Source organism: Marinobacter sp. MDS2 (assembly GCF_030718085.1).
Classification (GTDB): Bacteria; Pseudomonadota; Gammaproteobacteria; order Pseudomonadales; family Oleiphilaceae; genus Marinobacter.
Window position 1 is genome coordinate 860,300 of record NZ_JAVAJF010000001.1, and the last position, 23,511, is coordinate 883,810.

The 23,511-nt window shown below is 55.8% G+C and carries 18 protein-coding genes; 10 read left to right on the forward strand and 8 right to left on the reverse strand.

The window, feature by feature from the left end; genetic code table 11:
• Positions 1–9: 9 nt before the first annotated feature.
• From Q9245_RS04110 to Q9245_RS04135, 6 genes are read right to left on the reverse strand one after another with little or no spacing between them, the layout of a single operon-like run.
• On the reverse strand, positions 10–3,723 hold the full coding sequence (locus Q9245_RS04110; RefSeq protein ID WP_305895965.1) for a YhdP family protein: 3,714 nt from the start codon (positions 3,721–3,723) through the stop codon (positions 10–12).
• 41 nt (positions 3,724–3,764) lie between these two features.
• Positions 3,765–5,246 (reverse strand): ribonuclease G, encoded by a 1,482-nt coding sequence (rng, locus tag Q9245_RS04115; protein ID WP_305895966.1) that lies wholly within the window; start codon positions 5,244–5,246, stop codon positions 3,765–3,767.
• Positions 5,243–5,845 carry a nucleoside triphosphate pyrophosphatase gene (locus Q9245_RS04120; protein WP_305895967.1) on the reverse strand — a complete coding sequence of 201 codons (603 nt, stop codon included), beginning with the start codon at positions 5,843–5,845 and terminating at the stop codon, positions 5,243–5,245. The genes rng and Q9245_RS04120 overlap by 4 nt, the downstream gene beginning before the upstream one ends.
• A gap of 6 nt (positions 5,846–5,851) precedes the next feature.
• Positions 5,852–6,328, reverse strand: coding sequence for a rod shape-determining protein MreD (gene mreD, locus Q9245_RS04125; protein ID WP_305895968.1), 477 nt, complete (start codon positions 6,326–6,328; stop codon positions 5,852–5,854).
• Positions 6,328–7,197, reverse strand: a complete 870-nt coding sequence (gene mreC / locus Q9245_RS04130; RefSeq protein WP_371824804.1) for a rod shape-determining protein MreC — start codon at positions 7,195–7,197, stop codon at positions 6,328–6,330. Before mreC ends, mreD begins: the two co-directional genes overlap by 1 nt.
• A gap of 29 nt (positions 7,198–7,226) precedes the next feature.
• A complete protein-coding gene (locus Q9245_RS04135; protein ID WP_114334118.1) occupies positions 7,227–8,270 on the reverse strand; it encodes a rod shape-determining protein in 1,044 nt (347 codons plus the stop codon).
• A gap of 396 nt (positions 8,271–8,666) precedes the next feature.
• On the opposite strand from Q9245_RS04135, the gene gatC reads away from it, so the two are divergent.
• The 3 genes from gatC (at position 8,667) to gatB (ending at position 11,947) form a co-directional block, all read left to right on the forward strand.
• On the forward strand, positions 8,667–8,954 hold the full coding sequence (gene gatC / locus Q9245_RS04140) for an Asp-tRNA(Asn)/Glu-tRNA(Gln) amidotransferase subunit GatC (RefSeq protein WP_305895969.1): 288 nt from the start codon (positions 8,667–8,669) through the stop codon (positions 8,952–8,954).
• A 70-nt stretch (positions 8,955–9,024) separates the two neighbouring features.
• Positions 9,025–10,473, forward strand: a complete 1,449-nt coding sequence (gene gatA / locus Q9245_RS04145) for an Asp-tRNA(Asn)/Glu-tRNA(Gln) amidotransferase subunit GatA (RefSeq protein ID WP_305895970.1) — start codon at positions 9,025–9,027, stop codon at positions 10,471–10,473.
• Positions 10,474–10,495: 22 nt separating this feature from the next.
• On the forward strand, positions 10,496–11,947 hold the full coding sequence (gene gatB / locus Q9245_RS04150) for an Asp-tRNA(Asn)/Glu-tRNA(Gln) amidotransferase subunit GatB (RefSeq protein WP_305895971.1): 1,452 nt from the start codon (positions 10,496–10,498) through the stop codon (positions 11,945–11,947).
• Between the two features lie 394 nt (positions 11,948–12,341).
• On the opposite strand, the gene Q9245_RS04155 is transcribed toward gatB, so the two are convergent.
• Positions 12,342–13,289, reverse strand: a complete 948-nt coding sequence (locus Q9245_RS04155; protein WP_305895972.1) for a LysR family transcriptional regulator — start codon at positions 13,287–13,289, stop codon at positions 12,342–12,344.
• Positions 13,290–13,421: 132 nt separating this feature from the next.
• Between Q9245_RS04155 and Q9245_RS04160 the strand changes: the two genes are divergently transcribed.
• From Q9245_RS04160 to Q9245_RS04170, 3 genes are read left to right on the forward strand one after another with little or no spacing between them, the layout of a single operon-like run.
• Entirely contained in the window at positions 13,422–14,837 is a 1,416-nt protein-coding gene (locus Q9245_RS04160; protein ID WP_305895973.1) for an acetyl-CoA carboxylase biotin carboxylase subunit, read from the forward strand.
• 17 nt (positions 14,838–14,854) lie between these two features.
• The gene (oadA, locus tag Q9245_RS04165) at positions 14,855–16,660 is read left to right on the forward strand and encodes a sodium-extruding oxaloacetate decarboxylase subunit alpha (protein ID WP_305895974.1); all 1,806 of its coding nucleotides are present in this window, start codon (positions 14,855–14,857) and stop codon (positions 16,658–16,660) included.
• Positions 16,661–16,678: 18 nt separating this feature from the next.
• Positions 16,679–17,341, forward strand: a complete 663-nt coding sequence (locus Q9245_RS04170; protein WP_305895975.1) for a carbonic anhydrase — start codon at positions 16,679–16,681, stop codon at positions 17,339–17,341.
• A 60-nt stretch (positions 17,342–17,401) separates the two neighbouring features.
• Here Q9245_RS04170 and rimO read toward each other — a convergent pair whose 3' ends face one another.
• Positions 17,402–18,742, reverse strand: a complete 1,341-nt coding sequence (gene rimO / locus Q9245_RS04175) for a 30S ribosomal protein S12 methylthiotransferase RimO (RefSeq protein ID WP_305895976.1) — start codon at positions 18,740–18,742, stop codon at positions 17,402–17,404.
• 302 nt (positions 18,743–19,044) lie between these two features.
• On the opposite strand from rimO, the gene Q9245_RS04180 reads away from it, so the two are divergent.
• The 4 genes from Q9245_RS04180 to Q9245_RS04195 all read left to right on the forward strand — a co-directional run bounded on the left by Q9245_RS04180 (position 19,045) and on the right by Q9245_RS04195 (position 23,471).
• Positions 19,045–19,452 carry a PilZ domain-containing protein gene (locus Q9245_RS04180; protein WP_305895977.1) on the forward strand — a complete coding sequence of 136 codons (408 nt, stop codon included), beginning with the start codon at positions 19,045–19,047 and terminating at the stop codon, positions 19,450–19,452.
• A gap of 174 nt (positions 19,453–19,626) precedes the next feature.
• Positions 19,627–20,541, forward strand: a complete 915-nt coding sequence (cysD, locus tag Q9245_RS04185) for a sulfate adenylyltransferase subunit CysD (protein ID WP_305895978.1) — start codon at positions 19,627–19,629, stop codon at positions 20,539–20,541.
• A 1-nt stretch (position 20,542) separates the two neighbouring features.
• Positions 20,543–22,183, forward strand: coding sequence for a sulfate adenylyltransferase subunit CysN (gene cysN / locus Q9245_RS04190; protein ID WP_305895979.1), 1,641 nt, complete (start codon positions 20,543–20,545; stop codon positions 22,181–22,183).
• Between the two features lie 271 nt (positions 22,184–22,454).
• Entirely contained in the window at positions 22,455–23,471 is a 1,017-nt protein-coding gene (locus Q9245_RS04195; protein ID WP_305895980.1) for a nucleoid-associated protein, read from the forward strand.
• Positions 23,472–23,511 lie beyond the last annotated feature (40 nt).

Below are 23,511 nucleotides of genomic sequence, written 5' to 3' on the forward strand. Positions count from 1 at the left end.
CCTCCCGGATTATTCGCCTGTATCGAAAACACCTTTTAGCTCAACCTTCGGATCGCTCCAGTTTCCTGTCACAGTATACGTGGCACTGGTCAGTTTGCTGAGCGGATCCCCCAGTATCTTGTCCAGGACAAAAAGGGCGCCACCAATGGGCGCACTTGCCCCCATCAGCAGCGCAGCCAGTGGCAGATTCTGGGTGATCGGTAACACCATCACCAAACGCATATTCAGATCTTCACTCGCCATATTGGTGGTGCCACTGATTTTAAAGGCGCCCGACGGGCCCACCAACTGTAGTTCAGGATCCAGAGTGAGCAAACCGTTGGTGATAACGGCCTTCCCCGATATTGCATCAAAGGCAACGCCCGCTTCATACAAATCCGAGAAGTCCAAACTCAGGCGACGCCACAAGGTGTCGGTATTCAGAAGATTGAAAATCCGGAAAAGTTGCGCCGAGTTGTTCTGTTCAAGAATCACACCGTCATCCAAGCGCATGCTGACCTGACCACTCAGCTTGCCCAATTCAAGATGGGCGGGGCTACCGGGCCAGTCCACATCCAGCTCGATGGTGGTTTCGTCGTTGTTCAACGGAATCGAACCATCGGTGAGGGGTTCTAAATCCTTTAAAGCACCACCGGCAAGCTGGCCTTTGAATTGGGTCACCTCCCGGCCATCGAGAATGCGCCAGGTCATAGCGCCGGTCAGCGCCAACGAACCGACCTGGCCTTCGATTCCGGTTACGTTTAACTGGTGCTCTTCAGGGCGAAGCTTCAACGTCCAGCGTCCGGCAGGCTGGCCGCCAACGGTCAAGGACGCAACCTGTCCATCGATGTTCGGCCAGCTGCCAATGTCTAGCTGCCGGAAGGCTTCCAACTGCTGCTCCAGCGTCAACACCGGCTCATCCGGGCGATCCCCCTCTTTTTGCCGACTCAGACTCAGGCTCTGCAGATCCACCTCGACAATGCCGTCGTCATCCGGAATAACCACGCGGCCGACGGCCCGTTCGGACTCCGTGTTCACTACCCAGCGGTCCCCCAGATACAGAGCACCTACCTGAATATCGGAAAGCCGGTTATCGCCCAAATACAAATGGTCAAAATTGAGGTCTAAGCCGCCTTCTCTCAGGTTCAAATCAAACGCCAGCCTGTCTGCCCAGGTGCCCGCCACCTGAACCCCATCGTCAACAAAGGGGTCAATCTGTACATCAAGCTGAGCGGTATCCAGCGCGTCTTTACCGTGGGGTTCCGGCCAATCGACCGCCAGCCCAAACAGGTCCGACGCGATCGAAATCGGAGACACCCCGCCTGCTCCGACCGTCAGCCCCGCGCTGTATTCCAACGAGCCATTCAAGCCAAACGAGCTGTCGCTTCCAAGATCAAACTGCCGCAGAAAATCGGGCAACACAAGGCGGCCAGTTTGTTGGATATGCAATGCATTTCCCTGACCACTATGACCAAACCAGAGGCTTGCCGGCTGCCCCAGAAACTCCGCATTAACGGGACCACCTTCAAAGCCGGCTTCTGTGTGGTAGGTCAGATCGGCGGTGATATTGCGCCACGCCAACCCTGCCTGAGGAAGCGCGAACTCCGCCCCTTCGGTTTTGACGTGCGCCTCAACAACAACCGGTATTTCGTCGCTCAAAGGCAAATCAATGTCCAGGCCAAGCTGAAATTGCCCCCCAATGCCCGCGTCCGTCAGGGCGGCGCCCCCCATCTCACCCAGTGGACTGTTAGCCAACCACCAGGGCACCGCTGCGCCAGGAACCGGCGCTGACGCCGCGATATGAATGCGAGCCGGTTGCTCGGCATCCCCGGGCACCACCCGAACCTCAGCCTGATCAACCGCCAAACCGCCGGTGGTTCCCTGCTTGAGCGTGACCAAGGTGTCGCCATTCTGTACCTCTACCCTGCCTGCCGCCTCGGTTACGACTGGCCACTGGTCATCGTAGCGAACCCTGCCCTTCTCAAACTCGTACCACATGGAAGACACAAAGGACCCGGCAGGCGCATCAGCGCCAATGCGGCCATGACCATAGTATTCGCCATTGAGAATGTCCGCCGCTTCAATCCGGGTAGACAACCACTCATAAAGACCTTGATCCACCGCATAAGCAGGCACAAAAGCCGACAACATATCCGCTGAACCGTCTTCCACTCCCACCCGCAAGCCAAGGTTATCTTCACCCTGCCCATCGAGCTTCAGGTCAAAGGCACCGGTAATAACCGTGTCCTGCTGATACCCAAATTTAAGATCGTCGGCGAAAACCCGAACGACGGAGCCTTCCTTTAACCAGGACACTCGGCCCGCCAGCGAGTCAAAGGCCCATTCATCAACGAATAAAGAGGGAAAGCCCAGCGTAACCGGGGCAGTGGCATCCAGATCCACAAAACCAGCTTGCGCCGACAACTCAAAGTATCCCTCCAGCCCCGTCGCCACCGGAGTTCCTTGCCATGCTTGCGCGCTGACATCCCGCAATTGCCCAGACAGGCTGAAGTCGCCCGCCTGCTCTGGCAGCAGCAACAGCATGTCATCCACATAGCCCTGCGGGCGGTAATGTTCCAGGGCCTGATTGGCAACTTTCGGCAACAGCTGCAGGTCCAGCACCAGTCTTCTCAGTGCTTCAAGGGGCAATGCATCCGCCACAAGCGCCGTCCCCGTACCCTGTGGCTGAATTCTGAAACTGAACGGTTGTACGACATCCCCGGCCCACTGCCATTGGAGCTCCTGCAGCATGAACGCTTCGCCCCTTTTCCAGCCGAATCTTGCGTGAATATGCTCTAGCGGTGCCAGTGACTGAGCGTTAACACCCAGCTGCAAATACGGGGTTTCTACCTGTCCCTGAACCTGTTGAAGCTCGCCTTCTTCGAAGGTCAGCCAGGCTTTTCCTCCAAGATCGAACCCTTCCAGGCGAATACCTTTCCAGCTCAGGTCGTCCACCAGCCCATCAAATAAACGCCCGGAATCCACGTCCAGATAGAGCTGTCCGGTAAAGTCTCCGCGGAAAAAGTGTTGCCCCACCAAGGCAAAGCTGGCCAGCTGAGTGGCCGTGCCACTTTGCATCGCGCGGCCCGCCGCCTGGAACAAGCCCCGGCGATACAGCAAGTCCAGTTGCGGAATATCGATGTGGCGCAAATGATCTTTGCCGTCATCCACGGTCAGGCTGACGCGGGTGATCCGCACTTCCGGATCCGATAACCAGGTGCCGGCGTAATCCAACCACTTTTGCAGGCTGCGCCCCTTGGTCACGGGGTTTTGCAATAATTCCTCAACCGGATTGGCGTCACCGGGAATCACCGAACGGGTCAGTGTAAGCAAGAGTTCATCGGCTTCGAAATCTTCGAAAACGATGCGAAAGCGCATCAACGACGAAAGGAAATCCAGCTTGGCGCTCAAATGCTCAAGATCTGCCACCACTTTGCCGGTGTCGGGGTGACGCACAAGGATTTCGGTGGCGGTGACCGAGGGATTGAGCCATTGCCAGGAAGAAGACAGGCGGCCTATGCTGACCTCGAAGCCTGTCTGTTCGGAGAGGATGCGCGCGGTTCGATCCGAAAATTGATCAATATTGGCGGTCAGCTGCCGGCCTATGCCCGCGTACAGCGCGAGCAAGACCAAACAAACCAGCAATGCCCACCACACGCATGAGGCAATGCCCGCCAACATACGGCCGACCAGCCCTCCGGGAGGCGGGTCTGCCTGAACACTGCCTTCATCGCGGATCGACATCGTTATCGGTCAGCCCCTTAAAATACTGAGCCGCTCAGGTATCAGAGCAGAACCACATCATATTGCTCCTGGCTGTAGAAAGGCTCAACCTGGAATCGAATGGTCTTTTTGATAAAAGTTTCGAGGTCCGCCACGTTGTCGGATTCCTCATCGAGCAGCCGATCCACAACATTCTGGGATGCCATTACCAGATAGCTCTCAGCCTCATAGACCCGGTTTACTCGAAGGATTTCCCGGAAAATTTCATAGCACACGGTTTCAGAGGTTTTCAGGAAACCGCGGCCATCACAAATCGGGCACGGCTCACACAACACCTGTCCGAGGCTTTCAGTGGTGCGTTTACGGGTCATTTCCACCAAGCCCAGCTCGGAAACACCGGTGATTTTGGTTTTCGCATGATCGCGCTCAAGCATTTTCTCGAGCATACGGAGCACCTGCCTTTGGTGTTCCGTGTCGTCCATGTCAATGAAATCAATGATTATGATGCCGCCGAGGTTGCGGAGCCTGAGCTGTCGACTGATCGAGCGAGCCGCTTCAAGATTGGTCTTGAAGATGGTTTCTTCAAGATTACGATGCCCGACAAACGCACCGGTGTTGATATCGATGGTGGTCATCGCTTCGGTTTGATCGATGATCACATAACCACCGGATTTCAGCTGCACTTTGCGGCTGAGGGCTTTCTGAATTTCGTCTTCAACGGAGTACAGATCAAAAATGGGGCGTTCGCCGGGGTAGTATTCCACTTTATCCGCAAATTCGGTGACGAATTCATGCACAAAATCCATCACCCGCTGATAACTTTCCCGGCTGTCTATCCGCACTTTTTCAGTTTGCGGGCGAATCAAATCCCGAATGGTGCGGATAAACAGGGGCAGATCCTGATACACCGCAGAAGGTGCCGGCGCTTTGTTGATGCGCTCGTGCACCGACTGGCTCAACCGGTGCAAATACACCATATCGGCGATGAGTTCTTCCGCCTGCGCACCTTCGGCTGCGGTGCGGATGATGTAACCGCCATCCACTTCCTGATGCTCGGCCGCGGCTTCTTCAACAATCGATTTCAAGCGGGCACGCTCGCTGTCGTCTTCGATGCGCTGGGAGATACCAATGTGTTTCACCCCGGGCATGAACACCAAATACCGCGACGGCACAGACAGCTGCGTGGTCAGGCGCGCGCCTTTGGTACCGATCGGATCTTTCGTCACCTGCACAACCAATGACTGGCCTTCCCGCAGCAGCGTACGGATATCAGGTACCACTCTTGGCCCCTCACCCTCATCCTCCGCCGCGGGCTGACTGGCGACCACATCCGAGGCATGAATAAACGCGGCCCGTTCCAGGCCAATATCCACGAACGCGGCCTCCATACCCGGCAACACCCTTACAACTTTGCCTTTATAAATATTGCCGACAATTCCTTTACGACTGGTCCGCTCGATGTAGGCTTCCTGCAACATGCCGTTTTCGACCAGCGCCACCCGGGTTTCCACCGGCGTTACGTTGATCAGGATTTCTTCACTCATCGCTGACTCTCCTTAGTGCTCGGCCAGAACTGGTTCACCGGGTAGCCCGCTTGAGCAAGCAATACTGCGGTTTCCTGCAGTGGGAGCCCCACTACCGCACTGTAACTACCCCTGATCGAACTGACAAAAATGCCGCCCAGCCCCTGAATACCATAGCCGCCCGCTTTATCCATGGGCTCGCCGCTCGCCACATAGGCACGAATCTCTTCTGGCTCCAGCTCCCGGAAAGTTACATCAGTAATCACAACCCTGGACCAGCACTCTTCCCCGTGCGCCAGGGCCACCGCGGTTAACACCTGATGCGTGCTTCCCGACAGCGCCTGCAGCATAGCCACCGCGTGCTCGGAGGACTCGGGTTTTCCCAGAATCTCTTCATTGTGAATCACGGAGGTATCGGAACCTAGCACCAACTTTTCCGGATGCTCACGGGCGATGCACAGCGCCTTTTCCCGCGCCAGGCGCTCAACGTAGTGTTCAGGTGTTTCCAGCGAGACGGGCGTTTCATCGATATCCGCCGGCTGTACATGAAAATTCAAGCCTATCTGCAGAAGCAATTCAGCGCGCCGGGGAGAGGCGGAAGCAAGAATCAGATCAGGCATAGTGGTTTACCCCAGTTTTCGATTGATATGGTCCAGCACGCTACTGAGCAACGGCCAGATCAAGGCACTGGTTACAGCCGGCCACAAATAGCTGAAACCGGTATTCTCGGCCCCCACCAATTGCTTGATAAAATGTACAAGCATCTGATTGATGCCCAGTAGCAGAAACACCATGAGGCATTGTTGCGGCAGCGGGTACATGCGAAGGCGCTGGTGCACGGTCAATACCAGAAAGGCAATCAGCGCCATGCCCATTGCATTAACACCCAAAGGGGTGGATTCGAGGGTGTCCAGCAACAACCCCAGACACCAGGCCAATATGACACCAAACTGCGCGGGCGCCCGGAAGGTCCAGTAAAACACCACCAACCCCAACCACTCGGGCCGGAACTCGAACCAGCCCACGGGAAACAGGGAGATACTCAGAACCAGCGACACCAGAACCGAGATTAAAAACAGTGGATAACTGATGACTGACAACATCAGGGTGCCTCCCCTTCTTCCGGTACCCGTTCACCCACCGGCTCTTCGTCTTGCCGGGCTCTCGGCTGGAATACCACCAGCACCAGACGACTCTGATTCAATCGCGCTTTCGGCGCCGCTCCGATTGTGACAAACGGTTCACCCGGTTCTTTTACGATCTCGGTGATCTCGGCCACCGGGTAACCGGACGGGAACCGACCTCCCAGCCCCGAGCTGACCAACACATCACCTTCACGAATATCCGCCGTGTCAGGCACGTGCACCAGATCCAGGGTATTGGGCTGGCCGCTACCGAGAAGAATCGCACGCAAGCCGTTGCGCAGAACTTCCACAGGCACGGCGTGGCTGCTGTCAGACACCAACAATACGCGAGAGGTAAACTGGCTGGTCTGGATCACCTGCCCCATCAGTCCCGCAGCATCCAATACCGCCTGCCCGACGGTAATGCCGTCGCTCTGGCCTTTGTTGATGACGATTTCGTGGGTATAAGGATCCGGCGAAATGCCCACCACTTCGCCCACAATGACGCGATCGTCCAACACTTCGGCGGAGTTCATTAAACGGCGGAGTTCGTTGTTCTCGGACGCCAGGGCAGCGTATTTCAGCGCTCTTCGTTCCAGAATAAGGAGGCGGGTTTGCAGTTCTTCGTTTTTCTTTTGCAGATCTTCGTGATCTTCAAGCGAGCCGTCGATCCAATCCCCCAATCGGGCCGGCAAGTTACCGAACCAGTAGATGGGCGCCAACCCCGTCTCGATGGAGCTGCGGACGATCGACAGTCTGTCAGAACGGCTATCGGCAGCGATTAACGCTGCCGATAACAGTATGACGAGGAGGAGTCGGAAGCCGGGTATCGGCCCCTGAACGAAGATTGTTTTAATGGTGAGTTCCCCCCACGGGATTAACCCTCCTGGGAGAACATTCCGATGCCGCTGCGATCAATCACTTCCAGCGCTTTACCACCACCACGGGCGACGCAGGTCAGCGGGTCTTCGGCAATGATCACGGGCAACCCGGTCTCTTCACTGATCAGTTTGTCCAAACCGGCCAACAATGCACCACCACCGGTCAGCACGATGCCGCGCTCAGCGATGTCAGATGCCAGTTCAGGCGGAGACTGTTCAAGCGCACTTTTGACGGTCTGTACGATTTGCGCCAGTGACTCTTGCAGTGCGTCGAGAATTTCTTCGCTGTTCAAAGTGAATGCCCGGGGCACACCTTCGGCCAGATTGCGGCCGCGAACGTCGATTTCTTTCAGTTCCAGCCCTTCGTAGGCACAGCCGATTTCATGCTTGATGCGCTCTGCGGTTGAATCACCAATCAGGCTGCCGTAATTACGGCGCACGTAAGTCACGATGGCTTCGTCGAACTTGTCGCCACCTACGCGAACGGAATCAGCGTAAACAATACCGTTCAGGGAGATGATGGCGATTTCGGTGGTACCACCGCCGATATCAACGATCATGGAGCCGCTGGCTTCTTCTACCGGCAGGCCTGCTCCGATGGCCGCAACCATGGGCTCTTCGATCAGGAATACTTCACGGGCACCAGCACCGAGGGCGGATTCGCGAATGGCTTTACGTTCTACCTGAGTCGATTTGCTGGGCACACAGACCAGTACACGCGGGCTTGGGGTGATGAAGCTGTTTTCGTGCACCTTGTGGATAAAATGCTGGAGCATTTTTTCGGTGACAACGAAGTCGGCGATCACGCCGTCTTTCATGGGCCGGATGGCGGTGATGTTTCCGGGCGTTCGGCCCAGCATGCGTTTGGCTTCAGCACCGACGGCGGCAACCATTTTCTGGGAGTTGCTGGTTCTGATGGCGACCACGGACGGTTCGTCCAATACGATGCCACGACCCCGCACATAGATGAGTGTGTTGGCGGTGCCCAGGTCAATGGACAGGTCGCTGGAGAATAGGCCTCGGAGTCTTTTGATTAACATTCGTGTTGTTTCAACCTGAGAGTTGCGGTTGCTAAAGAAGGATGCGGCAACTTTATCAGCGGGGCCCTGTGCAGGCAAGGAGCCATCGGGGCTACTGGCTTACTAATTGCACATTTTATAGGTTGTTTCGGGGCCAATCTGTGGCAGCTTTCTGCTAATATATCCGGCTTGTTTTCAACAGGTGCAACGATGCCTTGGGGAACTGCTTTCCAAAAACCACTCCTTCGGCACATCCATGTGGCGCTTCTGCTCCGCCATCCATGGCTGCGCACATTTTTGGAAAGCAGTTCCCCAAGGCATCCCCGGACATCGAAGGTGCCGTCATAAACGACCGTAGCCGCGCGTCCGGGCATCATTGCATTAAATTGTATTCACACATGCTTTATTGGAGGCAACATGAGCATTTCCCGCGAGGACATTGAAAAAGTTGCCGTGCTCGCCCGCATCAAAGTGGATGACGAGCAGGTTTCGGCTCTGGAGAAAGATCTGGGCAACATTCTGGATCTGGTTGATCAATTAAGCGCTGCGGATACAGAAGCCGTGGAACCGATGGCGCATCCGTTGGATGCGGTTCAGCGTTTGCGCGTGGATGAGGTTACCGAGACCAATCAGCGTGAGGCGTTTCAGGCGATTGCGCCGGCGACCGAGGACGGGCTGTATTTGGTTCCCAAGGTTATTGAGTGATTCGGTTCAAGTTAAGCAGCCACGGCCTTTTATCCGGCCTACTTTCTGACCATCAAAGATTTCAGGATTGATGATGCATAACAAATCCGTAGCAGAGCTTTCCAAAGAGCTGGAGAGCGGGAAGGTTTCAAGCGTGGAGCTGACGCAACAGTTCCTCGACCGTCTGAAGAGTGAAGACGGTAAGTACAACAGTTTTATCACCATCTCCGATGAGCAGGCTTTGGCCGAAGCCAAGGCAGCCGATGAGATGCGTGCAGCCGGTAAGGCGACGGCCTGGACCGGGGTTCCGTTTGCGCACAAAGACATTTTCTGCACCAACGGTGTTCGCACCACCTGTGGTTCTAAAATGCTGGAGAACTTTGTACCGCCTTACGACGCCACGGTGACGGCAAACTTTAAGGCGGCCGGCGCGGTTTGTTTGGGCAAGACCAACATGGATGAGTTCGCCATGGGGTCGTCCAACGAATCCAGTTTCTTTGGCGCGGTGACCAACCCGTGGGGCGACAAGCGTGTTCCGGGTGGCTCGTCTGGTGGTTCAGCGGCGGCGGTTGCGGCGCGCCTGGTACCTGCAGCGACGGGCACCGACACTGGCGGCTCTATCCGCCAGCCTGCTGCGTTGTGTGGCATTACCGGTTTGAAGCCGACCTATGGCCGGGTTTCCCGTTACGGCATGATCGCGTTTGCTTCATCATTGGACCAAGGCGGCCCGATGACGCGCACGGCGGAAGATGCGGCGCTGATGATGAATGTGATGGCCGGGTTTGATCCGAAGGATTCCACCTGCATCGACCGCGAGGTTCCGGATTACACCGCAACGCTGAACGAGCCTCTGAAAGGCCTGAAGATTGGTTTGCCGAAGGAGTACTTCAGCGAGCAGCTGTCGCCGGCTATGGAAGAGCAGGTTCGTAATGCGGTGCGCGAATACGAGAAGCTGGGCGCAACGGTTAAAGAGGTTTCTCTGCCCAACGCCAAGCTGGCCATTGCCGCTTACTACGTCATTGCTCCGGCGGAAGCCTCGGCCAACCTGTCCCGTTTTGACGGCGCGCGTTACGGCTATCGCTGCGACAACCCGAAAGACCTGATGGACATGTACACCCGCACCCGTGCGGAAGGCTTCGGCAACGAGGTTAAGCGCCGAATTCTGGTGGGTAGCTACGCGCTGTCCGCCGGTTACTTTGATGCGTATTACCTCAAGGCTCAGAAGGTTCGCCGCTTGATCCAGCAGGACTTTATCAATGCGTTCAAAGAAGTAGACGTGATGATGAGCCCGGTGTCGCCCTCCCCTGCGTTCGTTCAGGGCGAGAAGACCACAGATCCGGTGACTATGTATCTGGAAGACGTGTTCACCATCGCCATTAACCTGGCAGGCATTCCAGCCATGTCGGTACCCGCCGGTTTTGTTGACGGCTTGCCGGTTGGTTTGCAGATTATCGGGGATTACTTCTCTGAAGCGCGCCTGCTGAATGCCGCCCATCAGTTCCAGCAGGTGACCGATTGGCACCAGCGTGAACCTCAATAAGCCCGGATAAGGAGACGAACACATGCAGTGGGATATCGTGATCGGGCTGGAAATTCACGTTCAGCTTGCCACCAAAACCAAGATTTTCTCCGGCTCCAGCACCGCGTTTGGTGCCGAGCCTAACACCCAGGCCAACGCCGTTGACCTGGCCATGCCGGGCACGCTGCCTGTTCCTAACGAACAGGCGTTTCGTTATGCCGTAATGTTCGGCTTGGCCACCAACGCCGAGATTGGCCGTCGCTCGGTGTTCGAGCGGAAGAACTACTTCTACCCGGACTTGCCCAAGGGCTACCAGACTACCCAGTTGGCCCAGCCAATTGTCGGCCCTGGCCACGTTGACATCGACCTGTCCGACGGCAGCACCAAGCGGGTTCGCATTCACCACGCACACTTGGAAGAAGACGCTGGCAAATCCTTGCATGAGGATTACCACGGCATGTCCGGCATCGATTTGAACCGCGCCGGCACACCGCTGATCGAGGTGGTGACCGAGCCGGACATGAACAGTGCCGAAGAAGCTGTGGCCTTCGCCAAGAAGCTGCACAGTCTGGTGACTTCACTGGGTATTTGTGACGGTGATATGTCTCAGGGCTCTATGCGTTTCGACGTGAATATCTCACTGAAACCCAAAGGTTCTGACACCTTGGGCACGCGGACCGAAACCAAGAACCTGAACTCCTTCCGTTTTATGGAGCAGGCCATCGCGCACGAAGTCGAGCGTCAGATGGACATTCTGGAAGACGGCGGCGAGATCATTCAGGAAACCCGTCTGTACAACGGCGACCGGGACGAATCCCGCTCCATGCGGAGCAAGGAAGAAGCCAACGACTACCGCTACTTCCCGTGCCCGGACCTGCTGCCGGTAGAAATCGATGATTCCTTCATCGAGGATGCCCGTGCACGCTTGCCGGAACTACCGGATGCCCGCCGCGCTCGCTTCAAGGAGCAGTACGGTCTGAACGATTACGATGCGGGAATTCTGTCTGCTGACGCCAAGCTGGCCGGTTTCTTCGAGGAAACCGTTGAGCACGGCAAGGACGCGAAGCTGGCCTCTAACTGGGTTCAGGGTGAGTTTTCTGCGCGTTTGAATTCAGAAGAGAAGTCGGTGGCCGATGCTCCAATCACTGGCGCTCAGCTGGGCGCGCTGGTCACTCGTATCGCCGATAACACGCTGTCTTCGTCTGGTGCCAAGAAAGTGTTTGAAGCGCTGTGGACCGGCGAGAGCGATAACGTGGATGCGATTATCGAAGCCAAGGGTCTGAAGCAGGTATCTGACACTGGCGCCCTGGAAGCCATGGTAGACGAGGTTCTGGCCGGCATGCCGGATCAGGTAGCCCAGTTCCAAGGCGAGGAAGATCCGAAGAAGCGCAAGAAGATGCTTGGCGGCTTTATGGGCCCATTGATGAAAGCCTCCAAGGGCCAAGGCAACCCTAAGCTGTTCAACGAGATTCTTCTGCGGAAGCTTGGTGGTTAATGAGGGCGAGCTTGGGCTGGGCGCAATGCTCCGGCCCAAGCCTGCCAGGTTTGCGGGGCGCGTTGGCGGGAGGCTCCTCCCAAAAACCGCTCCTTCGGCACGTCCATGTGACGCTTCTGCTCCGCCATCCATGGCTCCGCACATTTTTGTGAGGAGCCTCCCGCCAACGCCTTCTTACTCCGCACTAGTATCCGCCACCATTTCCTCGACAATCCCGGAATATTGCTGCCAAGCCTGAATGGTGGTGTTTGGGGCCCCTTCCCAAAAATTTCGTAGGCCATGGATGGCCGGAGAGAAGCGCACATGGATGTGCTCGTAGCGGTTTTTGGGAAGGGGCCCCAAACATCACCTATCACCCCAGCCAACAGGCTAGAAACGGATCCAAAGCACCAACCTAAGAACCCAACCGCCGAAACAAACGGTCGAACTCGGCAATATTCCGCTGTATGTAATCAATAAATGCCTTCATAGCCGGAGTCGGATGTCGCCCCTGAGGGTGTACCACACACCAACTCCGCCTTAAGGGAAACCCTTTGATATCCAAAGCCACAAGAGAACCTAGAGCCAATTCCGACAGAATGCTCAGTTTGGGAATAACAGCTACACCCAATCCTGCCAGAACCGCATGCTTTACCGCATCGTTTGAGCCAAGTTCCATTACAGGCTCCATTTTCAAACGATGTTTTTGACAATACACCTCCAACGCCAACCGGCTACCCGAACCCGATTCCCGGGTCAGTAGCTGGCCACCTAAAAACTCTTCAGGGTTAACCGTACCCTTTGCAAGCAACGGGTGCCCCGCGGGCACAACCGGTACCAATTCATTGTCTAAAAAGGGCAACGAGGTTAACGGCTTGCCTTGCGGCACCATGCCCATGATGACCAAGTCATCGCTGTTTTCATTCAATCGCTCCAACGCAGTGGCGCGGTTAACCACCGCCACAGAGATATTGACCTGTTGGTTTTGTTCAAGAAACGAATGCAGTAGATAAGGCACCACATACTGGGCGGTACTGACCGCCACCAACCGCAGGTCACCAGCCACCCTGCCCTCAAGCGCTGCCAGGCGATTCTGCATATCCGCCAGTTCGTGAAACACCTTCTTAACGCAAGCCGCCATTTCCTCCCCAGCTGCGGTGCAATACAGTTTGCGGCCCACGTACTCAAACATCGGCATCTCCAGCGCCTGCTCAAGATGGCGTACCTGGCTACTGACCGCCGGTTGGGTTAACCCCAGCAGCTCACCCGCTTTGCTGTAGCTTTTCAGATCGTACACGGCCTTGAAGACTTGAAGCTGTCGAAAGGTCAGCCGGTTGGCCAGTTTTTGAATGCTTAGCGGCATACATTCACCCTCCCAGAACCATCCATAATAAATTTGTTATACATAATCGAAATAATATCAATTTTTACTGATCAGCGATCCTCGTTATTCTTTTAGAACCTTCATTCGGGACGACGAAACGAGGAATCTCCCATGTTGAAGAAAGTTTTGATCGCCAACCGAGGCGAGATTGCGGTGCGGATTGAGCGCGCCTGCGCTGAGATGGGCATCCGCTCGGTGGCCATCTACACCGAGCCGGACCGATACGGCTTACACGTGAAGCGGGCGGATGAAGCTTACTCACTGGGGGAAGATCCCATCGCCGGATACCTGGACCCCGCCCGGATTGTGAACCTGGCCATTGAAACCGGGTGCGATGCTATCCATCCCGGTTACGGCTTTTTGTCCGAAAACGCCCGGTTCGCACAGCTTTGCGAGCAGCAAGGGGTTACGTTTATTGGCCCCAAGTCTGACGTTATCCATAAAATGGGCGACAAAACCCAGGCCCGAGACAGCATGCGCGCCGCTGGTGTTCCGATTACGCCGGGCTCAGAAGGCAATCTGGCCGATTTGGATGAGGCTCTCAAGCTGGCCGATGAGATTGGCTACCCGGTTATGCTCAAAGCCACATCCGGTGGCGGTGGGCGAGGCATTCGCCGGTGCGATTCCGCCGAGGAATTAAAAACCCAGTATCCGCGCGTGATTTCTGAAGCCACCAAGGCTTTTGGTTCCGCCGAAGTGTTTATGGAAAAGTGCATCGTCAATCCGCGCCACATCGAAGTCCAGATCCTCGGTGACAGCCAGGGCAATGCCATCCACCTTTATGAACGGGATTGCTCAATCCAGCGCCGCAATCAGAAGCTGATCGAGATTGCACCGAGCCCACAGCTCACACCGGAACAGCGACAGTACATCGGTGGCTTAGCGGTCAAAGCCGCCCAGGCCGTGGGCTACGAAAACGCCGGTACGGTGGAGTTCCTGCTCACCGGCAACGAAGTCTACTTCATGGAGATGAACACCCGGGTACAGGTGGAACACACCATCACCGAAGCCATTACCGGGGTGGACATTGTTCGGGAGCAATTGCGCATTGCCTCAGGCTTGCCTCTGACTTACCGGCAGGAAGACATCTCTTATCGTGGCTACGCGCTGCAGTTCCGAATCAACGCGGAAGATCCCAAAAACGATTTCTTGCCCAGCTTCGGCCGCGTCACTCACTACTACGCGCCGGGAGGCCCGGGGGTGCGGGTGGATACCGCCATTTACACCGGCTACGAGATACCGCCCTACTACGACTCCATGTGCCTGAAGCTCGTCGTGTGGGCATTAACGTGGGACGAAGTGATCGCCCGCGGCAAACGGGCGCTGGACGACATGCGCCTGCACGGCATCACCACCACCGCCAATTATTACCAGCAGATTCTGGATCATCCCGACTTCCGGGCGGGCAAGTTTGATACCAGCTTCGTACCAGAGCACCCCGAACTGCTGAACTATTCGAAAAAACGTCACCCCAGTGCCGTGGCACTGGCGATTGCCGCCACCATCGCAGCCCATGCTGGCTGGTAATCCATAGGAGAGTGGACATGAGTAACGCGAAAAAAATCGAAGTCACTGACCTTATTCTTCGGGATGCGCATCAATCCCTGATTGCCACGCGCATGCGCACCGAAGACATGCTGCCGATCTGCGACAAACTGGATCAGGTGGGTTATTGGTCACTGGAGGTCTGGGGCGGCGCCACCTTTGATGCCTGCGTACGCTTCCTGAAGGAAGACCCTTGGGAGCGCCTGCGACAACTGCGCAAAGCCCTGCCCAACACCCGCTTGCAAATGCTGCTGCGGGGCCAAAACCTGCTCGGCTACCGCCATTATGCCGATGACGTGGTGGAAGCTTTCGTACAGAAGTCGGCCGACAACGGCATCGATGTGTTCCGGATTTTCGATGCCCTGAACGACCTTCGCAACCTTGAAACCGCGATCAAAGCGGTCAAAAAGGCCGGCAAGCATGCTCAAGGCACGATCTGCTACACCACCAGCCCGGTACACACGCCTGAGTTGTTTGTAAAACAGGCGGAACAACTGAAGGCGATGGGCGCCGACTCTATTGCGATCAAGGACATGGCGGGTCTGCTGACACCTTACGCGACCTACGAACTGGTGAAAGCCATCAAATCCGCGGTAAATCTGCCGCTGGTGATTCACAGCCATTCAACCGCTGGCCTTGCCCCCATGTGCCAACTTAAGGCCATCGAAGCTGGCGCAGACCGTATCGATACCGCAATTTCCGCGTTCGCCAACGGCACCAGCCACCCGGCCACCGAATCCCAGGTCGCGGCACTGAAAGGTACCGAGTACGACACCGGGCTGGATCTGGAACTGCTCAGCGAGATTGCCGATTACTTCCGCGAAGTGCGCAAAAAGTACCACCAGTTCGAGAGCGAATTTACGCGTGAGGATGTCTCGGTTCAGATCAACCAGGTGCCGGGCGGCATGATGTCGAACCTGGCCAACCAGTTGAAAGAGCAGAATGCCCTCGACAAGATCAACGAGGTATTCAACGAAATCCCGCGCGTTCGAAAAGATCTGGGCTATCCGCCGCTGGTCACCCCCACATCCCAGATTGTCGGTACACAAGCGGTCTATAATGTGCTGGCCGGACAGCGCTACAAAACCATCACCAATGAAGTGAAGCGTTACCTGCAAGGGGGGTATGGGCACCCACCCGCCGAGGTGAATGCGGACATCCGCAAGAAAGCCATTGGCAACGAAACCGTCAACGAAGGCCGGCCAGCCGATTTGATGCCACCGGAGCTGAACAAATTACGAGAAGACATTGGTAGTCTGGCCAGCTCTGAGGAAGATGTGCTCACATACGCCATGTTCCCGGACCTGGGCCGTGAATTTTTGCAGCAGCGTAAAGACGGCACTCTTCAGCCGGAACAGCTGCAGCCTGTGGAACAAGCCGCTCAGGGGCGGCAAGGTTCGGCAATTGCCACCGAATTCCGCATTGATGTGCACGGTGAAACCTACGAGGTTGCCGTTACCGGTGTAGGCAACACCGAACCCGGAAAACATAAGCTGTACTTGTCACTGGACGGTATGCCCGAAGAAGTGGTGTTCGAATCCTTGAACGAATACGTGGCAGAAGGCGGCAAAGGCCGCAAGCGAGCCACCGATCCCGGCCATGTCAGTACCGCCATGCCCGGAAATGTTGTGGATGTGCTGGTTCAGGAAGGCGATACTGTAACCGCTGGCCAGGCAGTCCTGATTACTGAAGCCATGAAGATGGAAACCGAAATTCATTCCAGCGTTGACGGCACCGTGCAAGCGATTCACGTCAGCAAGGGTGACCGGGTTACCCCTGGAGAGGTATTGATCGAAATTGCCTGACCGGCAGGAGGAATTATTATGGATCATATTGTTCGCGGCGTACTGAACTTCCGCAAAAACGTCTACCCGGAGCACAAGGATCTGTTCGGAGCGTTAGCCGACAGCCAGAACCCGGATGTGCTGTTTGTGACCTGTTCAGATTCACGCATCGACCCGAACATGGTCACGGGCTCACACCCGGGCGATCTGTTCATTTGCCGAAACGCCGGTAACGTTATCCCTCCCCATAGCAATCAAACCGGGAGTATGACGGCGTCCATCGAATACGCGGTTGCCGTGCTCGGCGTTCGCCACATCATTGTGTGCGGCCACACCGATTGCGGAGCCATTAAAGGCGCACTGGATATTCCGTCTTTGAAAGGGCTGCCGCACGTTAAAGAATGGTTGGGGCATTGCCGCTCGGCGATGGAGATCGTTCGCGAACGACACAACATCCCAAACGACCAGTGCGTGGATGCCAAATATCTGAATGAAGCCATTCAGGAGAACGTACTGCAACAAGTACAGCACCTGCGCACTCACCCCGTGGTTGCGGCCAAACTGGCTACCGGCAAGATCGAAATCCACGGCTGGGTGTACGACATCAAATCCGGCAACATTCGCTGCTGCGGCCGTGACAGCATGGAATTCATGGATTTTGACCGCTACTACTCGGACTACATTGCCAAGATCAGCGAATAATCGCCGCACCATGAAAAAAGGCTCCTACATGTCGGAGCCTTTTTATTTTCCCTTAACGCATCACACCAGAGTTGCCCACAAGTCGTGCTCGTCGGCGTGTTCGACCACCGCCTTCACAATCTGCCCGGGCTCTACATCGGTCACGTCGTTTAGGTAGACCATCCCGTCAATTTCCGGGGCATCGGCCTTGGATCGGCCAATGGCGCCTTCTTCATCCACCTCGTCAATCAGCACGTCGATGGTTTTGCCGATCTTGGCCTGTAAACGGGCCGCCGAAATCTCGGCCTGCTTCTGCATGAAGCGGGCAAGACGCTCTTCTTTGACATTTTCCGGCACAGCGCCTTCCAATTCGTTCGCGGTTGCGCCCTCAACCGGACTGTAGGTAAACGCGCCTACGCGGTCCAGCTGCGCTTCGTCCAGCCAATCCAGCAGGTACTGGAAATCTTCTTCGGTTTCACCCGGGAAGCCCACAATGAAGGTCGAACGGATGGTCAGCTCCGGACAAATCTCGCGCCACTTGCGGATACGGTCCAGGGTTTTGCTGTCGTGGGCCGGGCGTTTCATGGCCTTGAGCACTTTCGGGCTGGCGTGCTGGAACGGAATGTCCAGATACGGCAAGATTTTCCCTTCGGCCATTAACGGGATGATGTCGTCTACATGAGGGTACGGGTAAACATAATGCAGACGCACCCAAACGCCCAGCTCGCCCAACGCTTCACACAATGCCTGCATTTTGGTTTTCAGCGGCCGCCCCTGCCAGAACCCGGTACGATATTTGATGTCCACACCGTAGGCGGAGGTGTCCTGCGAAATCACCAACAACTCTTTCACGCCCGCATCAACCAGACGCTGAGCTTCGTCCATCACATCACCAATCGGACGACTGACAAGATCGCCACGCATTGAAGGAATAATGCAGAAGGTACAGCGGTGGTTGCAGCCTTCGGAAATCTTCAGATACGCATAGTGCCGAGGTGTCAATTTGACGCCTTGCGGCGGCACCAGATCCACGAAAGGATCATGATTCTGTTTTGGTGGCACGTATTGGTGCACCGCACCCACGACTTCCTCATAGGCATGAGGACCCGACACCGCCAGTACGCCCGGATGGGTTTCGCGGATGGTATCTGCTTCTGCTCCCATGCAGCCGGTGACAATCACCTTGCCATTTTCATTGAGCGCTTCACCAATCGCATCGAGGGATTCCTGCTTGGCAGCGTCAATAAACCCGCAGGTATTCACGACCACAACGTCAGCGTCGTTATAGGTTGGCACCACGTCGTACCCGTCCAGACGAAGCTGGGTCAGGATCCGTTCGGAATCAACCAGCGCCTTCGGGCAACCCAGGCTGATAAAACCAACTTTTCCGCCTTGGGCGGCATTTTCTGTCTTCTCGGTCATAACGTATCTTCGGGAATCCCGGAGCAGTGCTCCTGATGAATGTAGGGGCGCGATTTTACATCAGCGGCTCATCAACTGCAGCCTTACTGACAACACTTAATATAGGGGGCTCGCTCAAGGCAACCTGAAAGATTGCTCGTTCTGTGACACCTTGTTCACATTTTCTGTTGCGAACCTGTCACAATCTACTGCACAATTATGACTGTTCACTTTTTAAACAAACAAGAATACACCAAAAGCTGGCGCAAAACATAATGGGACACGCAACGACTTTCGATTCGTCAAACGCAAGAAGAGTCACTATGAAGCCTCTCGATGCAAAACCTAATTTACGTAATCAGCAGCGGGTAGACGTGTCTTCCGAGATCACTCTCGAAAAGCCGAACGGCCGCCAGTTTCAGTGCGAAATAGCCAATATATCCCGCACCGGTGTTATGGTTCAGTGCGATGCTCAAACCGCCAAGGCTCTGATCCCCAACATGTTGCCGCCCGCCCCCAAGAACCCTGTCCAACTCACAGCCCGGTTTCCGGTGCCCGTTCTTCCGGCCCAGCCCGTCACCATCGTGGCCGAAAGCAATGTTGTGCACATCCGCCGTATTGCCCGCGACCAATTTCACATCGGCCTGCAGTTCCACAGTATTGAGGGCAACGGGTTTATTTATATCGACCAGTACATTGGCAAACTCTTTAACGAGTCCAGGCAGTCCTGACTCCATAGCCGTTTTGAGGGCCCATGCCTGCCGGCCCTCTTTGCACCTCCTCGATCATTCTCACGCCATATCATTAGAACCTAAAATTCTTACCACCCACCTTCTTATGCCCTATGGCCAGCTGTTATAGTTGTCTTTCTGATTACAGCCATTAAAAGCCCTCTGCGGCAACGGATGACCATGACCACATACAATCTCACCCATCTGAAACAGCTGGAAGCCGAAAGCATCCACATTATCCGGGAAGTGGCGGCCGAGTTTGATAACCCGGTCATGCTTTACTCCGTCGGCAAGGACTCTGCCGTGATGCTGCATCTGGCGCTTAAAGCCTTCTATCCGGGTAAACCACCCTTCCCGTTGATGCACGTCGATACCACCTGGAAATTCCGGGACATGATCGAGTTTCGTGACAAACAGGTCAGCCGCTATGGCCTGGATCTGATCGTGCACACCAATGAGGAAGGCGTGAAGCAAGGCATCGGGCCGTTTACCCATGGCAGCGCCAAGCACACTGACATGATGAAAACCCAGGCCCTCAAGCAGGCTCTGGACAAGTACAAGTTCGACGCGGCCTTCGGCGGCGCACGCCGGGACGAAGAAAAATCCCGGGCCAAAGAGCGCGTTTACTCGTTCCGGGATGAGCACCACCGCTGGGATCCGAAAAATCAGCGCCCGGAGCTTTGGAATACCTACAACGGCAAGGTGAACAAGGGCGAAAGTATTCGGGTTTTCCCGCTTTCAAACTGGACCGAGCTGGATATCTGGCAGTACATCTATCTGGAAAACATCGACATCGTACCTCTGTACTACTCGGCCGTTCGCCCGGTTGTCGAGCGCGATGGCACCTTGATCATGGTGGATGACGACCGCATGCCACTGAAAGAAGGCGAGGAGCCGATGATGAAGTCGGTGCGCTTCCGTACTTTGGGTTGTTACCCCCTGACCGGGGCCATCGAGTCTGAAGCCACAACGCTGCCAGAGATTATTCAAGAAATGCTGCTGGCCACCAGCTCCGAACGTCAGGGGCGGGTCATCGACCACGATTCAGCCGGCTCCATGGAACAGAAAAAGCGGGAAGGGTACTTCTAAGATGTCACACCAGTCTGAACTGATCGCCGACGATATTCTGTCGTACCTGAAACAGCACGAGAACAAAGAACTGCTGCGTCTGCTGACCTGCGGCAGCGTTGATGACGGCAAAAGTACTCTGATCGGCCGTCTGCTGCACGACACCAAGATGATCTACGAAGATCACATGGCAAGCCTGAAATCCGACAGCGCAAAAATGGGCACGACCGGTGAAAAGCTTGATCTGGCTCTGCTGGTTGACGGTTTGCAGGCCGAGCGCGAGCAAGGCATCACCATCGACGTAGCTTACCGTTATTTCAGCACCGATAAGCGCAAGTTCATCATTGCCGATACCCCGGGCCATGAGCAGTACACCCGTAACATGGCCACTGGCGCATCAACGGCCCAGTTGGCGATTCTGATGATCGACGCCCGTCACGGTGTGATGACGCAAACTCGCCGCCATTCGTTCATCGCCTCGTTGCAAGGCATTCGCCACATCGTGGTGGCGGTGAACAAGATGGACCTGGTTGATTTCAGCGAAGAGCGTTTTAACGAGATTCGCGAAGAGTATCTGGCGTTTGCCAGCAAACTGGGCCTCAAAGACATTCGCTTCGTGCCGCTTTCGGCTCTGGACGGCGATAACGTGGTAAACCGAAGCGAAAACACGCCCTGGTTTACCGGCCAGCCGTTGATGGAAATCCTTGAAACCGTTGAAGTGTCTCGGGACAAAAACCTCGAGCATTTCCGTTTCCCGGTGCAATACGTCAATCGCCCGAACCTCAACTTCCGGGGCTTCTGCGGCACCATCGCCTCTGGCGTTATCCGCCCGGGCGAAACCGTGATGGCCCTGCCCTCACGCCGCACCAGCAAGGTTAAAGAGATCGTGACCTTCGATGGCAATCTGGATGAAGCCTACATCGATCAGGCCGTCACGCTGACGCTGGAAGACGAAATCGATATCAGCCGGGGCGATATGCTGGTGAAAGCGGACGACGAGCCAGAAGTGGCTAACCGCTTTAACGCCAACATCGTGTGGATGACCGACGCGCCACTGGAAACCGGCCGTTTGTATGATATCAAACTCGGGCCCACGTTTACCTCCGGTACGGTGAAGAAGATTCACCACCAGACCGATGTGAACTCGCTGGAGCAGAACCCGAATCCGAGCCAGCTTCAGCTCAACGAGATTGGCCTGTGTGAACTGACGCTGAACCAGCCAGTCGCATTTGATGCTTACCAGCGCAATCACGCGACCGGTAGTTTCATCGTGATTGACCGTTTGACCAACGTTACGGTTGGTGCGGGCATGATCGCTGGTCTGGCCGATGGTTTGGAATCGCTTGACCCGGTCACTGCGGAGGAGCGCGAGCGCCGCTTGGCTCAGAAGCCGACGATCATTGCCTGTAACGGCAAACAAGCGCCGGCGTTGGCCTTGGCAGTCGAGCGTGCTTTGTTCGATCAAGGGCGCACAGCGGTTGTGGTTTCAGAAGAGAATGCCGGCGATGCCGATGAGCGTCGTCGTGTTTCTCAGCTGCTTACTGCCCATGGCTTGATTGCCGTGGCTGTGAATCTGGGCACTGACATTGCCAATACCAGCGTGACTGCTGATAGCGATGCCGAGATTACTGAGGCGGTTTCTGGGTTGCTTCGGGCGCTTTGATCTGATTCGCGATTCCCCTTCCTTGGCGGGCAGGCTGCTGAGGCGGGGGAGTTTTTTCTTTGAAAAAATAACTCGCTTCGCTCAGACATCTTTTTTCGGCAGAAAAAACTCCCCCACCCCCGCGCCGTCGAACGCTCGTGTTCACGTCGGTCTATCTTTTCCGTTTCGGCAGTAAAACTGCTCTACTCCGTACATTCTATAAATGAATCCCTTTTCGATCCGTGGCATCATCTTCGCCATCTGAATCTCGTATAACCGACAGGATCGTAATATGGCCATCAAACACCTCCGCACCGCTTTCGCCAGCCAATACCAGCCGGGCCAACCCGCTCGCCTTGTTGCCGGCGAGGCCTTGCAGGAGCCCGGTGGCGATTACGAGGCGCTGCACAAGCAGATGAAGCGTTTGTTTAACAGCAAGCCGGGGAAAAAGTACGGCCGCTTTTCTGAAGACGTTGGTGAGTGCCCGTTCAGTGCCTGGCTGAAGGATTATCTGGAAGACAAGCAGACTTTCGCTGCGATGACGGATCGCTTGTTTGGCCAGTGGCAGGAACTTCTGAATGGCAGTCAGGAGGAGTTCGATGGCCACTTGATGGTTGTGCACGATGCTTTGGCCGATTCGGAGGTGGTGTATCTGTTTGTTCTGGAAACCGACAGCGCCATGCGTTTTGATGGCAGCCAGAAGCTGGACGCGACCGATGTTCTGAGTTTGTCCCGTTTGAATCTGGCCGTGCGCATTGAGTTGGATGACTGGCGCGATGGGAAAGACGGGGACAATTACATGACTCTCGTTCACGCCCGTGGCACGGGTGATCCCGGCGAGTTGTTCATTCGTTTGTGTGCGTTTACCAATAGCGTGGATGTTGAGAAAGAAACCACCACATTCCTGGATGCGGTAGAGGCCTTCGCTAAGACCAGCGAGCCGGAGAAAGCCGGTGAGGTGCGCGCCAAGGCCTATGAGTTCTGCAAAGACCAGCACGCCTTGGGTGAGCCGGTGGCGATTGAGGCTTTGTCTAGTTATCTGGACGAGAGCCAGCCGGAGCGTTTTAAGGAGTTCGCCAGCAAAACTGTGGAGATGCCGGAAACCGGCGTTTTGCATCCGGACCACCGCAAGGTGAAGAAGCTTGTACGTATCGCCGGTTCTGGTGGGGGGATGAGTGTTTCGTTTTCATCGGATTTGGTGAATCAGGCGGTGTATTACGATCGCGATAAGGATGCGCTGACGATTACGCGTTTGCCTAAGGCTTTGCGGGAGCAGTTGCAGCGGTATCTTGAGGCTCGCGAGGACTAATTTCGGTAGCCTTCAAGGTTTGGGGGCGGGTTGCGGGGTG

Bases quoted from the DNA above. Each gene is read 5' to 3' on its own strand.
- gatB (WP_305895971.1), top strand. From the start codon at position 10,496: ATGCAGTGGGATATCGTGATCGGGCTGGAAATTCACGTTCAGCTTGCC.
- cysN (WP_305895979.1), top strand. From the start codon at position 20,543: ATGTCACACCAGTCTGAACTGATCGCCGACGATATTCTGTCGTACCTG.
- rng (WP_305895966.1), bottom strand. From the start codon at position 5,246: ATGAGTGAAGAAATCCTGATCAACGTAACGCCGGTGGAAACCCGGGTG.
- gatC (WP_305895969.1), top strand. From the start codon at position 8,667: ATGAGCATTTCCCGCGAGGACATTGAAAAAGTTGCCGTGCTCGCCCGC.
- Q9245_RS04110 (WP_305895965.1), bottom strand. From the start codon at position 3,723: ATGTCGATCCGCGATGAAGGCAGTGTTCAGGCAGACCCGCCTCCCGGA.
- mreD (WP_305895968.1), bottom strand. From the start codon at position 6,328: ATGTTGTCAGTCATCAGTTATCCACTGTTTTTAATCTCGGTTCTGGTG.
- Q9245_RS04160 (WP_305895973.1), top strand. From the start codon at position 13,422: ATGTTGAAGAAAGTTTTGATCGCCAACCGAGGCGAGATTGCGGTGCGG.
- oadA (WP_305895974.1), top strand. From the start codon at position 14,855: ATGAGTAACGCGAAAAAAATCGAAGTCACTGACCTTATTCTTCGGGAT.
- rimO (WP_305895976.1), bottom strand. From the start codon at position 18,742: ATGACCGAGAAGACAGAAAATGCCGCCCAAGGCGGAAAAGTTGGTTTT.
- gatA (WP_305895970.1), top strand. From the start codon at position 9,025: ATGATGCATAACAAATCCGTAGCAGAGCTTTCCAAAGAGCTGGAGAGC.
- Q9245_RS04155 (WP_305895972.1), bottom strand. From the start codon at position 13,289: ATGCCGCTAAGCATTCAAAAACTGGCCAACCGGCTGACCTTTCGACAG.
- Q9245_RS04195 (WP_305895980.1), top strand. From the start codon at position 22,455: ATGGCCATCAAACACCTCCGCACCGCTTTCGCCAGCCAATACCAGCCG.
- Q9245_RS04170 (WP_305895975.1), top strand. From the start codon at position 16,679: ATGGATCATATTGTTCGCGGCGTACTGAACTTCCGCAAAAACGTCTAC.
- Q9245_RS04135 (WP_114334118.1), bottom strand. From the start codon at position 8,270: ATGTTAATCAAAAGACTCCGAGGCCTATTCTCCAGCGACCTGTCCATT.
- cysD (WP_305895978.1), top strand. From the start codon at position 19,627: ATGACCATGACCACATACAATCTCACCCATCTGAAACAGCTGGAAGCC.
- Q9245_RS04120 (WP_305895967.1), bottom strand. From the start codon at position 5,845: ATGCCTGATCTGATTCTTGCTTCCGCCTCTCCCCGGCGCGCTGAATTG.
- Q9245_RS04180 (WP_305895977.1), top strand. From the start codon at position 19,045: ATGAAGCCTCTCGATGCAAAACCTAATTTACGTAATCAGCAGCGGGTA.